General features: G+C 54.2%; 17 protein-coding genes. 5 read left to right on the forward strand and 12 right to left on the reverse strand.

Annotation, left to right across the window (positions count from 1 at the left end):
- Nucleotides 1-11: 11 nt before the first annotated feature.
- From G9Q73_RS09045 to G9Q73_RS20425, 7 genes are all read right to left on the reverse strand, one after another.
- Nucleotides 12-611: a histidine phosphatase family protein gene (locus G9Q73_RS09045; RefSeq protein WP_177419494.1), complete on the reverse strand. Its 600-nt coding sequence runs from the start codon at nucleotides 609-611 to the stop codon at nucleotides 12-14.
- Nucleotides 608-1,495, reverse strand: a complete 888-nt coding sequence (gene ampE, locus G9Q73_RS09050) for a regulatory signaling modulator protein AmpE (RefSeq protein WP_177419495.1) — start codon at nucleotides 1,493-1,495, stop codon at nucleotides 608-610. The genes G9Q73_RS09045 and ampE overlap by 4 nt, the downstream gene beginning before the upstream one ends.
- 119 nt (nucleotides 1,496-1,614) lie before the next feature.
- Nucleotides 1,615-2,190 carry a 1,6-anhydro-N-acetylmuramyl-L-alanine amidase AmpD gene (ampD, locus tag G9Q73_RS09055; protein WP_177421374.1) on the reverse strand — a complete coding sequence of 192 codons (576 nt, stop codon included), beginning with the start codon at nucleotides 2,188-2,190 and terminating at the stop codon, nucleotides 1,615-1,617.
- The gene (locus tag G9Q73_RS09060; protein WP_177419496.1) at nucleotides 2,187-2,597 is read right to left on the reverse strand and encodes a CBS domain-containing protein; all 411 of its coding nucleotides are present in this window, start codon (nucleotides 2,595-2,597) and stop codon (nucleotides 2,187-2,189) included. Before G9Q73_RS09060 ends, ampD begins: the two co-directional genes overlap by 4 nt.
- The gene (locus tag G9Q73_RS09065) at nucleotides 2,594-2,944 is read right to left on the reverse strand and encodes a P-II family nitrogen regulator (protein ID WP_177419497.1); all 351 of its coding nucleotides are present in this window, start codon (nucleotides 2,942-2,944) and stop codon (nucleotides 2,594-2,596) included. Before G9Q73_RS09065 ends, G9Q73_RS09060 begins: the two co-directional genes overlap by 4 nt.
- Nucleotides 2,945-2,965: 21 nt before the next feature.
- Nucleotides 2,966-3,733, reverse strand: coding sequence for a DUF1538 domain-containing protein (locus G9Q73_RS20420; RefSeq protein ID WP_369408864.1), 768 nt, complete (start codon nucleotides 3,731-3,733; stop codon nucleotides 2,966-2,968).
- Nucleotides 3,730-4,461 carry a DUF1538 family protein gene (locus G9Q73_RS20425; protein WP_177419498.1) on the reverse strand — a complete coding sequence of 244 codons (732 nt, stop codon included), beginning with the start codon at nucleotides 4,459-4,461 and terminating at the stop codon, nucleotides 3,730-3,732. Before G9Q73_RS20425 ends, G9Q73_RS20420 begins: the two co-directional genes overlap by 4 nt.
- 387 nt (nucleotides 4,462-4,848) lie before the next feature.
- On the opposite strand from G9Q73_RS20425, the gene G9Q73_RS09080 reads away from it, so the two are divergent.
- The 3 genes from G9Q73_RS09080 to nadC all read left to right on the forward strand — a co-directional run bounded on the left by G9Q73_RS09080 (nucleotide 4,849) and on the right by nadC (nucleotide 8,643).
- A complete protein-coding gene (locus G9Q73_RS09080; RefSeq protein WP_177419499.1) occupies nucleotides 4,849-7,140 on the forward strand; it encodes a DUF1631 domain-containing protein in 2,292 nt (763 codons plus the stop codon).
- A gap of 157 nt (nucleotides 7,141-7,297) precedes the next feature.
- Complete coding sequence (locus G9Q73_RS09085) at nucleotides 7,298-7,642, forward strand: FKBP-type peptidyl-prolyl cis-trans isomerase (protein ID WP_177419500.1); 345 nt, start codon at nucleotides 7,298-7,300, stop codon at nucleotides 7,640-7,642.
- Between the two features lie 167 nt (nucleotides 7,643-7,809).
- Nucleotides 7,810-8,643 (forward strand): carboxylating nicotinate-nucleotide diphosphorylase, encoded by an 834-nt coding sequence (gene nadC / locus G9Q73_RS09090; protein WP_177419501.1) that lies wholly within the window; start codon nucleotides 7,810-7,812, stop codon nucleotides 8,641-8,643.
- Nucleotides 8,644-8,814: 171 nt separating this feature from the next.
- Here nadC and G9Q73_RS09095 read toward each other — a convergent pair whose 3' ends face one another.
- The gene (locus G9Q73_RS09095; protein WP_177419502.1) at nucleotides 8,815-9,561 is read right to left on the reverse strand and encodes a metallophosphoesterase; all 747 of its coding nucleotides are present in this window, start codon (nucleotides 9,559-9,561) and stop codon (nucleotides 8,815-8,817) included.
- 168 nt (nucleotides 9,562-9,729) lie between these two features.
- Complete coding sequence (locus G9Q73_RS09105; RefSeq protein ID WP_177419504.1) at nucleotides 9,730-11,262, reverse strand: hypothetical protein; 1,533 nt, start codon at nucleotides 11,260-11,262, stop codon at nucleotides 9,730-9,732.
- Between the two features lie 50 nt (nucleotides 11,263-11,312).
- Between G9Q73_RS09105 and G9Q73_RS09110 the strand changes: the two genes are divergently transcribed.
- Nucleotides 11,313-11,909, forward strand: coding sequence for a DUF2310 family Zn-ribbon-containing protein (locus G9Q73_RS09110; RefSeq protein ID WP_177419505.1), 597 nt, complete (start codon nucleotides 11,313-11,315; stop codon nucleotides 11,907-11,909).
- A 220-nt stretch (nucleotides 11,910-12,129) separates the two neighbouring features.
- Here G9Q73_RS09110 and G9Q73_RS09115 read toward each other — a convergent pair whose 3' ends face one another.
- The gene (locus G9Q73_RS09115; protein WP_177419506.1) at nucleotides 12,130-12,828 is read right to left on the reverse strand and encodes a LysR family transcriptional regulator; all 699 of its coding nucleotides are present in this window, start codon (nucleotides 12,826-12,828) and stop codon (nucleotides 12,130-12,132) included.
- Nucleotides 12,829-13,029: 201 nt separating this feature from the next.
- Here G9Q73_RS09115 and G9Q73_RS09120 point away from each other — a divergent pair, with 201 nt between their 5' ends.
- Nucleotides 13,030-13,584, forward strand: coding sequence for a carboxymuconolactone decarboxylase family protein (locus G9Q73_RS09120; protein ID WP_177419507.1), 555 nt, complete (start codon nucleotides 13,030-13,032; stop codon nucleotides 13,582-13,584).
- Between the two features lie 182 nt (nucleotides 13,585-13,766).
- Here the strand turns inward: G9Q73_RS09120 and G9Q73_RS09125 are convergent, their stop codons facing one another.
- Nucleotides 13,767-14,003 (reverse strand): hydrolase, encoded by a 237-nt coding sequence (locus G9Q73_RS09125; protein ID WP_177419508.1) that lies wholly within the window; start codon nucleotides 14,001-14,003, stop codon nucleotides 13,767-13,769.
- Between the two features lie 144 nt (nucleotides 14,004-14,147).
- The gene (locus G9Q73_RS09130) at nucleotides 14,148-15,032 is read right to left on the reverse strand and encodes an SUMF1/EgtB/PvdO family nonheme iron enzyme (protein WP_177419509.1); all 885 of its coding nucleotides are present in this window, start codon (nucleotides 15,030-15,032) and stop codon (nucleotides 14,148-14,150) included.

The following is a 15,032-nucleotide window of genomic DNA, read 5'->3' on the forward strand; positions in this document are numbered from 1 at the left end:
TGAGTTGCGGGTCAGATTGTGTCCCGGCTCAGAAACATTATGCTTGCCGGACGCTCCTCACTGAGCTGAATGCGGGATATTGAAGCGCTGGCGATGGAGAGTCGGTATATGCTTTCAATCGGTGCGGAGATCGTGTTTGCCAGTGCGGCACGAATTACGCCGGCGTGGGTGACGATCAACAGGTGTTTGCCGGCATGAGTTTTGATGGCTTCGTTGAGCGAGTCGGCAACCCTTTGGCTGAATGCCTCCAGCGGTTCGGCCCCGGCAGGCCGGTTTCTCAGTGGATCCCGATAGAAGCGGGCGAGAATCTGCGGGTCTAACGCCCGTAGCTCAGCACCGCTCTTTCCTTCCCAGTTGCCGAATCCCACCTCTTTCAGCCGGTCGTCCTGTTGCAGGGGAACCTCCAGTTTTTGACTCAGTGCCTCGGCAAACACCTGACAGCGGCTGAGTGGGGAGCTGATGATCTGCTGCCAGGGGGTCTCGCCAGAGACGGCGCGCCACATCTCCTGCCAGCCCTTGTCACTCAGAGGATCGTCGATCTGTCCCCGATAGCGGCGCCCACCCACGGGTTCACCATGCCTGAGCAGGTCGATGGTCGTCTGTCCGTTCATAACCAGTCGGCAAAGGTGAAGAGTCCCAGCGTGACACCCCAGACTACCAATGATCGCCAGACAAGGCTCATGGCGGCTTCCACCAGATAGAGGTGGTGTGTTGTATCGTCTCTATTCCGGTCTAAAACGCTGGCCAGACGCAGGGCGCCGCTGCCGGTACAGATCAGGATGCCGCTGGCGCTGTCGCTGAATTCGTCAAAGCGTTTCTCATTGTAGCTGCGCCAGCCGTTCATGGCGTCTTCAAAGCTGCCGGCGATCGCATAGGAGAAAGCGGTAATACGGGCGGGTATCCAGTCGAGTATCGACACTAGCTGCCGGCTGATGAGATGGAAGTCGAGATCCTCACCGGCAGTGCGGGTGAGAGGGAGCCGGGAGGCGAGGCGATAGAGCAGCGCACCAATGGGACCAAGCACCAAAAACCAGAAGATGACTGCGAAGATGCGGTTGTTGGCCTGGATGAGGATGCTCTCGGCGACCGCCTGAGAGTAGGCGGGATCATGCGGGGGTGGCTCATCGTTGAGCAGGTCGCGGGCAACGTCCCTGGCATGCTGCTCGTCGCCTTTGTCTCTGGCATCGATGAAGCGGCTGATCTGCTGGTCCAGGTCATCCGGTCCCAGGCTGTAGAGCAGTACGGCGCAGGCAAAGAGTGCGCCAGGCAGACCCGCCAGCGTGTTATCAAAAAGCTGTTGCAGCAGGGCGACTGCAAGTAGCGGTGGCAGCAGCAGGCTGATGACACCCCCAAAGCCGTTGCGCATCCAGACAGGTAGCTCCTGACGATAGTACCAGTCGCTGTAGTCGTTGAACCAAACCGGCTGGCGCAAGGCCTGTTTGTGCAGCAGAAAACGTTCCGCTATCAGGCAGATTAGGATGATGATCAGACTCATGGCGCAAGTGTCGGGGATGGCAGGGAAAGTTGCAAGTGGAGGGCAAGTGTTTTAGTGATTGAAGAATGAGGGCGATAATCCGCAGGCCTGATCAAGCGTAGCGGATCAGGTAACAATTGCTAAGTATGATCCTGCCTGCACTCCCGCAACATGCGGCGATATCTCTCCCAGTCGAATGCCGGGCCGGGGTCGGTTTTACGCCCAGTCGATATATCGGCATGGCCGGTAATTCTATCCGGCGTGATCGTTGGATAACGGGCCATGATCTCGCGGGTGACCTCTACCAGGGCGGTGTATTGAGCGTCGGTATAGGGTTGCTCATCCGTGCCTTCGAGTTCGATGCCGATGGAGTAGTCGTTGCACCTTTCCCGCCCTGAAAAGCAGGACTCGCCTGCATGCCAGGCGCGATGATGCAGGGGGACATATTGAATCGACTCGCCATCCCGCCGGATCAGCAGATGGCTGGAGACGCTAAGTGCGGCAATCTCGGCAAAATAGGGGTGCTGTTCGCGCCTGAGTCGATTGAGAAACAGGTCGTCGATCCAGGGGCCGCCAAACTCGCCGGGCGGCAGGCTGATGTTGTGGATCACCAGCAGATCGATCTCACACCCGGGGGGACGTTCGTCCTGATTGGGTGAGGGTCGCTGCTTCGCGCTGGAGAGCAAGCCGTCCGGCTGCTCCCTTAACACGTCTATTTCTCCAGTTGCGTATTGACCAGCCCCCTGAGCACCATGTCGGTATGGCTGACGATGCCGACGACCTTGCCGTTCGATACCACCGGTGCGCGGGAGAGGTCGAAGCGGGCAAACATGCGGGCACAGTAGCGGATATCCATGTCAGGAGAGACTGTGAGTACCGGTTTGGTCATGATCTCGTAGATATTGACCCGTTCCGGCGCCCGATCCTTCGCCAGCACCTGGCGGGCGATGTCGGAGAGCAGCACCATGCCGTACTCGTCATCCTCATTGCGTTTTTTTACGATTAGACACTTGGTCTCTACATGGGACATGGTATCCAGCGCCTTGGCGACGGTATCCATGCCGTCGACCAGGTCAAAGTTGGTCTTCATTACGTCCATTACACGAGTGATCTGGGTTGTCATAGCTCTTCCTCCACTACATGGCTCAAACTCTGAATCTGATGACTGACCCCAACTGCGTCTTCGATGTCAATCTGAAAGGCGATACCGGTGCCGGGACGCTCGTCGAAATCCCCCGCCTTGGCGATGGTTTCTAGAATGCTGCGGCTTAAATGCTCTTCCACCAACAGCAGCACCACGTCCCGTTGGGTCTCAAGGGTCAACCCGAAGAAGGTCTTTGCCTGCTCCACACCCTCACCCCGGGCTTGGTTGATGACGGTGGAACCGGTAGCGCCGGCTTTGCGGGCAGCGTCCAGAACCACATTTGTATGGCTGTCCTCCACCAGTGCAATGATGAGTTTAAAACGCATGATCTCTGTCTCGGTTGAAAGTTATCGTTTATTTCTACTGCGCCATTCGCCCAACTGGGCATACGCCATCACTGCTATGATGGGGAACAGACTGGCAAAGGCGATCAGGCCAAAACCGTCCAGCAGCGGGTTGCGCCCAGGTATGTTGTTCGACAGTCCAAGCCCCAGGGCTGCCACCAGCGGCACCGTGACTGTGGAAGTGGTGACGCCGCCAGAGTCGTAGGCCAGGGCGATGATGGTTTTCGGGGCGAAAAAGGTCTGTATGATGACCAACAGATAACCTGTGATGATATACCAGTGCAGTGGTGTGCCGCTGACGATCCGGTAGCTGCCCAAGGCGATGCCGAAGGCAACGCCGATGGCGACGGCTATGCGTAAACCCCATTCGCTGATGGCGCCGCCTGAAACCTGATTCGCCTTGATGGCGACGGCGATCAGTGAGGGCTCCGCAATGGTGGTGGAGAAGCCGATGGCGGCGGCAAACAGATAGACCCAGTAATAGTGGTGCCATTGTACAAAATCGTGTTCCCCTGTAATGCCGAGAAAAGCGGGATCGGTCAGCTGGCTGGCCATCAGTTCCCCGAGGGGGAATAGCGCCAGATCAAGGCCTTCCAGGAAAAATGCCAGTCCGACCAGCACGAAGATGAAGCCCGTGATGACCTGTCGAGGATTATGCAGCGGCCGGCGCAGCACCAGAAACTGAAACCCGAACAGGATGCAGGCGATGGGCAGAACATCCAAAACAGTTTGGGCGAGCACCCCCAGCAGATTGCTCAGAATCGTTATCACAATAGTATTCCGTAACCCATCACGAAGATCATCGGAGTGAGAGAGGCAAATGCGATCAGGCCAAAACCGTCCGTCATCGGATTGCGCCCCTTGATACTGGATGCGAGACCAATGCCAAGCGCGGTCACCAGAGGGACAGTGATGGTGGAGGTGGTGACGCCCCCGGAGTCATAGGCGATGCCGATGATCTCCCGGGGTGCGAAGGCGGTCATAATCACCACGCCGAGATAGCCGCCAATGATCAGATACTGCACCGGCCAGCCCTTGATGATGCGCAGGACGCCGATGACGATTGCGAGACCGACAGCGAAGGCCACAGTAAGCCGCAAGCCGCTGGCGTAATCCTCCATGGATTCGACGTTATTCGCTATCATGCCGCCAACTGCTGCGACTTCTGATGCTTCCTCAGCGATCTTGATTAAAGCAGGTTCGGCAATCGTGGTGCCAAAGCCGAGGGAGAAAGCGAAAGCCAGAAGCCAGGTGACACTGCCTTTTTTGGCGAAATCCCAAGCCATCGCCTCTCCCAGAGGGAACAGGCCGATTTTCAGTCCGTGGATGAACATGCTCAGGCCGACAACCACCAGCAGGGTGCCGAAGAGCAGACTGCCCAGATTGGGGATGGGCTGTTGCAGTACCAGTGTCTGAAAAAAAGCGATGACTGCGATAATGGGGAGCAGATCACGGAAGCTGTCCAGCAGAGAGGTGGCGAGATGCCGGATCAATCGCATAAATCGGGAACCCAGAAATGAATTAGCCAAACCATAACCCAGGAAGAGTGCTTTGTTAAGAAATTACCGCGCTTCAAACCAGATTCCCCAGCCGAATCGGGATTTTTGATCATGAGATGAGCGCGGCTCGTTAAGCTATCGGCAGGAATGCCGCTATAATTACTGAACCAAATTGAATGCTAAGGGATAAAGTGCTAATTTCCCAGCATCTTGACGGTGGAGCGGAGACACTTAATTCCCAGGATGACCGAAATTGGTGGTTTTGTGAAGACATTCGCAGTCATAACAAGGTTGTTGACATAGTCTCCAAATTGACATGAAAGTAAATGGAATCGGCGGATTGAGATAATCCGCCAAACGGCTGAGGCCATTATCACAGTTATCAAAATGCAGCGGCAAGACAACATTATCTCTTTCAGTGATTCTGCAACGCGCAAGCGGCAGATCTCTCTCGATGCGAAAGGTCGCAAGATCGTCGACGCCTGTCGCAAACACGTCGTCAGAACACTTCCCCAATTGATGAACGGATTGTTCGAAAAGCTCGATGACGCAATGTACGAGCTGGCGGACAAATCCGGCAATGATTCCGTGCAGACAGCCTATTTCGACGCGATGCGTGAGTTGCGTAAGGAGCGGGCTCGGATCGATCGGGTGTTCAGCCGGGAAGTGTTGCAGAAGTTCGACCGTTTCTGGGAGACGGGTGAGGCGCCAGTCAATCAACGGACCTTTGCCGAATTGAGTCGCGACTCCGAGATGTCCCTGCTGGGCGAGGATGAGTTGGAAGACTCTCTGGCCATCACCAACATGATCTCCAAAAGCGAGAACCGCTACTCCCGTGAGCTGTATGCCCTGGGACAGCGTTTTGTTCAGCTGACCGGTGATACGGGTGAGGTGAGCGAGCAGCACAACCCGCTTGCGCCCGGCGTGATCTGTAATGCCTTCCAGGAGGCGATGCGGAGTGTCGAAGTTGATCTGCCGGTCAAGCTGGTTATCTACAAGCTGTTTGACAAGCAGGTCATGCACTACATCGGCGGACTCTACGACGAGCTTAATCTGGTGCTGGGCAAGGCCGGCATTATACCCAAACTGACCCCGCAGGTACGGCGCAACCCGGTATCTCCGGCTGTCAGCCGCGCCCGTCGTGAAGCGCAGACCGACGGAAGGGGCGGCGAGGTTGCCGATGAACGGAGTGACCTGCAAACCGAGGTTTTCGAGACCTTGCAGCAGCTTTTGAACCTGCGACGGGGTGTAGCGCCTGCCGGAGGGTCTGCAGTACCGGGACGGATGCCGATAGGCACCGGTGGGGCGCCGATCTCGGTGCCTCTGGTGGAGACGGTCGAGCTGCTCAGTGCGCTCTCTTCTCTGCAGCAATCCAATACAGTGATGGTATCCCTCAATAACGGGGAAGAAAGCAACCTGCGTACGCGTCTGGCCAGCGATCTGCGCATGTTGGAAGAGGGTAGAACCCATCGGGCGCTGGGAGAGGTAGACAACGATACGATCGACGTCATCTCCATGCTCTTTGAGTTCATTCTGGACGACCACAGTCTGCCGGATGCCATGAAGGCCCTGCTGAGCCGCCTGCAGATTCCCATGCTAAAGGTCGCCATCATCGACAAGACCTTCTTCAGCAAAAAGTTGCACCCTGCCAGACGGCTGCTGAACAATCTGGCACAGGCGGCGATTGGCTGGAATGATGACGGTGACCGCTCGCCCGGTGGCCTGTTTGGCACGATCGAAAGCATGGTAAAGCGTGTATTGACGGATTTCGACGACGATCCCTCAATCTTCACGGTATTGAATGACGAGTTCAATGAATGGTGGGAACGGGAGCAGCGTGGCGCGGATGTGGCAGAGCAGCGCACCAATCAGGTAACCCGTGGCAAGGAGCAGTTGCGTGCAGCCAAGGCCGCTGTTACCGATGAATTGAACAAGCGGCTGCAGTTTCAGAAACAGTTGCCCGAAGCGGTAATAACACTATTGCGCGACGGTTGGAAAGACGTACTGCTACTCAACTATCTGCGGCAGGGGCCAGAGAGTGAAGAGTGGAAGGAGTCCCTGGAGATAGTCGATAAGCTGCTTTGGAGTGTCGCGCCGAAAAAAGAGTATGCGGAGCGGCAGGAGTTGCTGCGCAATATTCCGGAGCTCCTGCGGAACCTGCGGGAGAGACTGAACGCGATCTCTTTTGATCAGCACAAAATGGCGCGGCTTTTTAAAGAGCTGCAGAATTGCCATATTGCCTGTTTGCGGGGAAAAAGCCTCTCTGCCGGAGTCGATACGGTTACGGATCTGCATATCAGTTTCCCCGACAGTCAGTTGATCAACCAATCTTCCTTTTTGGTGGATGATCTCGAATCTGAGACTGTTATTGTGGCGATCCACGATAAGTTCACCGAACAGGCTGAGTCGTTGGGGATTGGAACCTGGCTCGCACTGTTTGACGGTGAAGAGAAGAAGCGGGTCAAGTTGTCCTGGAAGAGCGATGTCACCGATGTCTTTGTCTTCGTCAACCGCAAAGGGGTCAAGGCCCTTGAGCTGACAGTGGATGGCCTTGCCATGCACCTGCGTGACGGCAGCGCCGAGGTGCTGGAGGTTACGAATGCCCCGATTATGGATCGGGCGCTCGGCGCCATGTTGGATGCACTGAAACATACCGGGACGACTGCCGGGTCGACCTGACGAAACCTGGAACAACTCCCCGATTGATCGTCGGGGTTTTCAAATCAAGTGCATTTAGCCGACAGCTCGACTTCTGTTGACACTTTCCCTCGCTGCAATTAAGTTCGTTCACTGCACGACTATTTCCCCAACACACACACTCTGAGAGATTCAATTCATGAGCGAAAAAATTACCGATTCCGGCTTGAAATATGACGATCTGGTCGAAGGCGACGGAGATGTAGCTGCCGCGGGCCAGACTGTCTCTGTGCACTACACCGGCTGGCTTACCGATGGCAGCAAATTTGATTCCTCAGTGGATCGCAATGAACCCTTCAGCTTTTCTCTCGGCAGAGGGATGGTCATCCGGGGTTGGGATGAGGGTGTCGCCGGGATGAAGGTGGGCGGTAAGCGCAAACTGACCATTCCGTCGCAGCTTGGCTACGGCGCTGCCGGTGCGGGAGGTGTTATTCCGCCGAATGCCACCCTGGTCTTCGATGTGGAACTGCTCTCAGTGAGCTAAGGAGCCTCTGAGCAAGTCATGAACTCGTATCTTGCGTCCAGAATGCCCGGCTTTTTCGTTGCAAACCTTCGCAATAGCCAGCTATTACGTACGATTTGCGCCTCAAATCTGAACATTCTGAATCGCAATCTACTTCGTCCAGACTTATTCAAAGGCTCCATAAAGTGATGCTGCCCGCACCGAAGTTGATAACCCGCCAGGTGCGGGATGCCCTCGACGAAGATATCGGTTCAGGAGACCTTACCGCCGGTCTGCTCGATGAGAATGCTGTCAGCCGGGTCGAGGTGGTCTGCCGGCAGTCCGCTGTAATCTGTGGAACAGCCTGGTTCGATGAGGTTTTCCGCCAACTCGATCCGGAGATTGTCATCCAATGGCGCGTTGCAGACGGTGATCGAGTGGCGCTGGATCAGCAGCTCTGTACCCTGACGGGGAACAGTCGTGCCCTACTCAGTGGGGAGCGCACCGCGCTGAACTATCTGCAAACCCTTTCCGGAACAGCGACTCGGGCACGTTTCTATGCTGATCGGGTGGCGGGAACCGGAGTGCGTATTCTTGATACCCGCAAGACCCTGCCTGGTCTGCGGCAGCAGCAGAAGTATGCGGTAACCTGCGGTGGATGTGACAATCACCGCATCGGCCTCTACGACGCGATACTGATCAAGGAGAATCATATTCACGCTGCCGGTTCCATCGCTGCGGCGTTAGACTCGGCTCAGGATTTGGCCCCTGGCGGCGTGGGCATTGAGATTGAAGTGGAGTCGCTGGATGAACTGCGCGAGGCGCTGGAGGGCGGTGCGGAGCGGGTGCTGCTGGATAATTTTTCCCTGGATGGGCTGCGCGCAGCAGTCATCCTTGCATCAGGTAAAGTACGGCTGGAGGCCTCGGGCGGCGTCAATCTGGAGACGATCAGGGGGATTGCCGAGACCGGGGTGGATGAAATCTCCGTGGGTGATCTGACCAAGGATGTTACGGCAGTGGATCTGTCGATGCTTTTTTTCTGATCTGCAACATTGAGTGGGCCGTTGTTCTTCTGGCCCTCTCATCAAACAGGGTGCCGATAGTATCGACGCCAGCATCGCAGGTCGCCCGCCACACCGCCTTCACGAAAACCCGTGAGAACTGGTAATTGTTGATAGCGCGCTAGGTTAATCACGGCTAAAATAGTGCATAGTCTAAACATCGATACTCAGTTGTCTATTGAACTCCGGATTTCTTTCATCAGGATAACCACGCGGGTTGCATATTATCCGGCAGTTGCCTATCGAGTAATCCGAGCTGTTGTGAAGGTGTCCGTGAATCCAGTAACTTGGTTGACGCTGTTCGATCAGGCCTTCCAGGTTCGAGACATAGGCCGCATTTGAAACATCATTCATGGCTGTTCCAGGCAATGATCTGGGGCTTGGTCCATGATGCGTCACGACTATGTTCAATTCACCCGTTCTTTTCGCCAACTCGTTATCCAGCCAGCGGAGCGATTGCCGGTGAATTGAGGCGACATCAATCGAACGCAGCTTTGAGAATTTGGGAGAGAGGCGAATCTTTTTATAGTCGGTCATAATTTGCTGGCATTCGTATCCGGTCAGGCGCGCATCCCCAAACAGTTCAAAATCCGTCCAGAGCGTACAGCCGAGAAAGTTCACACCGTTCATCGTGATTACATTGTTTTCCAGAATGTGCATGTTAGTGTCGGCGGATCTTTCCTTCATACCGTAAATTAGCCTGGGGTAGGCCTTGCCATAATACTCATGGTTGCCGAGCACATAGATAACCGGTACATCTCTGATGTTCTCCTGTACCCACGAAAGCCCCTTGTCTTTGACATGAATGTCACCGGCAAGAATTACTGCATCGACATCACACAGGGCGATGTCAAACGCCTCGAATTCAATATGAAGATCACTCAGTACCAGGATTTTCATCTAGATACTTACCCAATTTGATGCGTTCCGGCAGCTCTCTCGGCAGTTCACTTAATGCAGCCTGTAGTAAACGAATCGCTTTCAGTGCAGAGAGGTCATCCATTTTCCCTTTGTTATGCAGGGCCAACATAAGCCGGGCGCAGTGCTGTTCATCAGCGCCGTTTCCGTCTAATTTTTGTTCTCTAAGCTTTTCGGCAAGCCGATCCAGATAGTGATCGATGTTCTCCTCAAGAAAAATTTACTCACATAAGTTTGTGCAATGTGCAGTTGATCGGGTTCGTTAAACCGGCGTAGCCATGTCTCGATAAAGCGAGCCCAGCCATGGGGGATTCGGTCCGTTTCGAGCATACGGGCAATCGCCTTGTGATTGCCTATCCCATCACACTGCTGGATAGCACTCTGGATTAAATGGCTGTGCCAGGCTGAGTCCTGCTCAGGAATGGCCAGTGTGGCCAGGGCCAAAGCCTGTTGTGCCTCTATCGGCAAGGCTTTCCACAATTCCCGATAGAGGTCTTCGACCTCTATCGGCAAGGCATCGATCTCCTGGGCTGACAGTTTCAGTTTGCCGTTGGCAGCAAAATTATCCTGGTAAACCGGCATGGTACAGACCAGTTCCAGCGGTAGCGGGTTGTTGTAACGGCTGGCCAGATGTTCCAGAGTCTCTTCATCGGTATGGGGATAGTACGAGAGGATGATTTCGCGCAGGGCCTGTTTGGGTAGTTCATCCATGGATGCGCCCGAGTGAAATAGGTCGGGCAGCTCAGTACCCGTCTGTATCCGCAGAATGCGGGACTTCAGGAAATCATCGGCAAACAGTTTCTGCGGCGTTCCGCCAAAGTCGAGTTCTCCGGGCCAGGATGTGGTGATGATCAGCAATGCGGCATTGGTGCGTACAAGACGCTCGACAAGCTCCTCCATCAGGGGCGTCGCCTTGTGGAAATCCTCCACGAAGACCACTGTCGGTAGTCCGGGTCGGGCCATTTTGGCAACAGTGGCGACGATATCTTCCAGTAGATCGTCACGGTTACTGCCATCATCCAGCTTACCGCCGGCAAGCAGTTTTTCCTTTGTTTCGCATGACGTTTTTGTCTTTCCGATACCCCATCGGCCTAGCTTGACGATAAGACCGAGCCCAGGGACGGTGGCACCGGAAACTTGTTCGATTACCTCCCCAAGCCCCGCACTGGCTGCTTCCTCTACGACATCCGATAGGGCTTGTTTAGCCGCGGCCAGGGTCGGGAAGCGTTTTTCCTTGAATGATGCATGGGCGGCCCATGTGGCCTCCAGATAGATTTTGTGGGCATCCAGTTGTTGGAGGTCTTCCAGCAAGGTTTGTGATGCCACGCCATTACGCATGTCGCAGGCAATACCCCACCACATAAAGTTCGGCAATGAACCGGGGGGGCGTTTGAAGTATTGGGGGTTGGGAAAAACCCGTTTACGGCGTGCACTGACATCGAGGCTATCGACATCTGAAGCCTCCAGTATGGTGGCCGGCCAATAGTGTTGTTCTTGGCGAGCGGCCAGACGTGCATAAAACTCCTGGGCTACCCGTGTCTTGCCCCATCCAGAGGGGGCCTCGATCGAAACCCAGCAGGATTCGTTCCTCTCGTTTACCTGATCGAAAAGGGTAACCAGTCCGTCGACCAGGAGGAGCCGGGATTCGCCCACAAAGGGGGGTTGCAAGAAGGTTTTTTCCATGTCGTTCCTCCTTGGAGGTGGCCCCAATTGTTTGAACAGTGATCCGAAAAATGAGTGATTCGCTACCGGAGTTTAAGCCGCCTGATCAAAAGCAGGCAGTATCTCAGGCTGTTATGATTGAAATCAGGACCCATTTAATTTTCGATAATCATAGTTCAATTATGAGAATGGAGGCCAATAGCATGGGACTGGACCAAGATAAAATTTGCCGCTGCTCAAAAAATGAGCCTGCTCTTTTACATGGTGCACTACCAGAATCACCACTTAATTGTATGCGGTGTAAAAAAACCATTCTGTTAAATGATGCAATCATTTCCAATGAGCTTAAGCATGCAATCTTCAAATGGGCAAAGACTTACAACTCACTTTTTACTCTATGGTCTGACACCATGGAATACCGGGAATGGGCAAAACAAAAATTGCAGGATGAAATCGGCTCCATAAACCTTGAAGGACTCCAACTTGCACAACAATGCAATGTAATGAGAAAAACCTATTACTGGATGTTTCAGGACAATAGCGACAAAGACTATGTGCAGCCGCAACACTGCCCGTTTTGTGGTGCATCAATGGTGTCGATACTGAAAAACGACTTCAAGGTTTGCCACGACTGCAGAGTTGCCTATCCCGACAAGCAAACAAGCTAATGACGGAAACAGATTAAACCTTCGTCTTCTTTAGAGTGCGTTTGAAGGTTTCACGCAAATGGTCAATTATAAGAATAACCTTTTGCTGCACGTACAGGCGTTTGCGATACACCGCATTAATATCCAATGTTATCGGCACATAGTCTTTCAGAATGACTTTCAGTTTACCCTGTTGAATACCCTCGTGAATCAGCCAGACGGGTGCTGCGGCCAAGCCCACTCATGCCAGGACAGCCTCACGTAGTGCGGCGGGGTTATTCACCGTCAGGTTGCCGCTGACCTGGACTTTTTCCTTCCCCTTCGGACCGGTGTACTGCCATTCATCGGGCGCCATCATCGAGGAAAGGACGACACAATTGTGTTGTTTGAGTTCAGTGGGGGTTTCAGGTTCCCCGTGCTTGGCCAGATACTCCGGGCTGGCAACAAACAACCTTTCTGTACTGCCTATTTTCCGGGCTATCATGGATGAATCTGCCAGTGGACCAATTTGAATAGCAAGGTCAACACCCTCTCTGACCAGATCGACTTCGCGATCGTCCATAGTCAGATCGATATTCATATCAGGGTATTTTTCATGAAACATCCATAGTGCAGGGATAATATGCAACTCGCCAAAGGTAACCGGAATACTGAGATGCAAGGTGCCTGAAGTCTCAAATTGATAGCGGTTGACGCTGGCTTCAACCTCGGATAATTCTTCCAGCATCTGATTGCAGTAGTTGTAGTATTCACAACCTGCGTCGGTCGGGTTCAATTGCCTCGTCGTACGGCCAAGCAATTGTGTACCCAAGCGCTTCTCAAGTGCGGTGATGTGTTTACTGACACTTGACGGAGACATATCCCTTTCACTGGCAACAGCAGAAAAGCTGCCCTTTTCAACAACCCTGCAGAATATAACCATCGATGTAAGAACATCCATAAATTGCCCACAAGGAATTATTCGTAGGGAAATTTTAGCATAGCACCGGAAAAGCGGGGAAAGCTCTGGATTGGTCCACTGATTCTACCCCTGCCATTCTTTCCAAATCGGAAATTATGATTTTCGTGCGGAGGTAATTATCAATTCTCCTCTAGGCGTTACGATTCTTTTCAGCTTAATCACTACAGAGAAGAGATACTCATGAACACTCCCCGGACCCCCCTGATGCAACCAACCCCTCCTGTCGGCCAGGAAAAAGCAGTCGAAAAGATGCTGGTCGCCGCCAACGAAATCATGGGCTTCATTCCCGATCCCCTACTGCTCATGGGCGTGAGCCCCAACATCCTTGCCGAGTTCACGGAATTTCTTGGCCACTACGAAACGCACCCCCGCCTGAGCTCCAACCTACTCGCCATGATGCGGTATCTCGTGGCAGCCAGAAATGACTGCAAGTACTGCGTCACCACAAGCGAGGGAATAATGATCGAGAATGGAATGGACCTGGATGACCTTCGTAGCGCACAAGAAGATCCTTCCACGGCTCCCTTGCCCGAGAAAGAAAAAGCCCTGTTGATGTTGGTGTTAAAGATGGTCCTCAATTCCGATGAGGTGGAGGCCGCCGACCTGGAAATCGCCTACGCCAACGGCTGGGAGGATAGAGATATTTACGAGGCAGCCAACTATACCGTCCGTAACTATGCTGTAGACCTGTTGCTCAAAGCCCTCAAGGTGGATGGTCAGGGAGCATTCAACTGATAACCAGCCTGATACAACGACAAGGAGTGAAACAGATGGATCAGATAACTCATCAAGGGGAAACCGGATTCTCTGATGGGAGTGCAAACAATAGGGGATTGTGAGTGCCCGGAGAACTGTTTTGTTGGGATAGATCCAATGTCCGTTTTTGGCTGACTCCAACCCCCTCTGGACTGAACCGTTCAGACGTGCTCGTCAAACAGGGTGCCGATAGTATCGTCAGCGGCCTTCAGTACCTGGGCCGAAGCCTTGGCCTGGTGCGCCTGCTGGTTCATCTCCACCATCGCCCGGGAGAGGTCAGTGGGATTCTGTTTTTCGGTCTGGCTGGCGCTGGCAATCTCCGAGGCGACACGGCGCATGCCCTGGAATCCCCGCTGGATGCCCTGTAGTGCCGGTCCCACGATCGAGTTGATTGCCATCTGCTGAACTCTGATTATATTTCCTCTAACCGGGTTGTTGGCAGATGGGGTGGAATCTTTAGGCAGACCACCCGGGGTTGTGACGTTATCCTCAAAAGCTGAGAAATGCATTCCTGATCAGTCGTTTTTCCGGGAACAGGCGCATCAGGTCCACTCGTGCAGTGGTGGAAAGACCAGTCGCAAACCGACCAGTTGAAAACGCCGTTCAGGCCGGGCGCGATCTCGCAGGCTGGGCCGGCGCAGCACCCGCTGGGTGTGAAGGCTGCCGCCGCGCTGGGTGAAATGGTGCTCGTCAAAATCCGCTTCGGAGGTCTCCCGGGCAGGAAATGGCTGGAAGTCGGGATAGGGGTGGAAGGGGTTGCTGCACCACTCCCAGGCACGCCCCAGGTTTTTTATCACCCCGGTTCGCACAGCAATCTCCCACTGGTATTCGTGTTGTAGCACGGCCCCTTCGAATTTCCCGCCCAAAGCGCTGATCCAATTGGCGAAGGCCTGAGCCTCGTGACGATTGATGCCGGATATCGGTTCATTCGGAGGCAGGTCGCTGGGGCCGTTGACGCCCATGGCGTACCAGTTCCCCGTTTTTTCCTGGCGCCAGTATTCTGGATGGTTGATGGAGTGTTTTTCCAGCCAGTTTTGGCCTGTTTCATCCCAGAGTTCCGGGTTTTGATAGCCATCGGCTTCCATGAAAGCGAGGAATTCGGCATTGGAGACCGGATCCAGGGCGATGCGGAAACTGGTGAGTTCCACCGCCTGGGCCGGTAGTTCGTTATCGTAGGCGGCGGGGAGATCTCTGGCTCCGACACGGTAGTGTCCCCGGGACAACTCCTTGGTTTCCCAGTGGGGGACGGTGGTCTTGAGTATCTGGGTGACCTGATAGCTGCTGGTGTCGATCTGCAGGCTGCGCTGGTTCAGTAGCAGCAACATCGTTTCGTAGCGTTTGGCCTGCTCCTGCAGTAAAAACCACTGTAGCCGTTCATTGGTGAGCAGCGGATGGTCCGGCAGAGTGGCGGGATTGGCCAGCCGCAT

Source organism: endosymbiont of Lamellibrachia barhami (assembly GCF_011947365.2).
Taxonomy (GTDB): domain Bacteria; phylum Pseudomonadota; class Gammaproteobacteria; order Chromatiales; family Chromatiaceae; genus QGON01.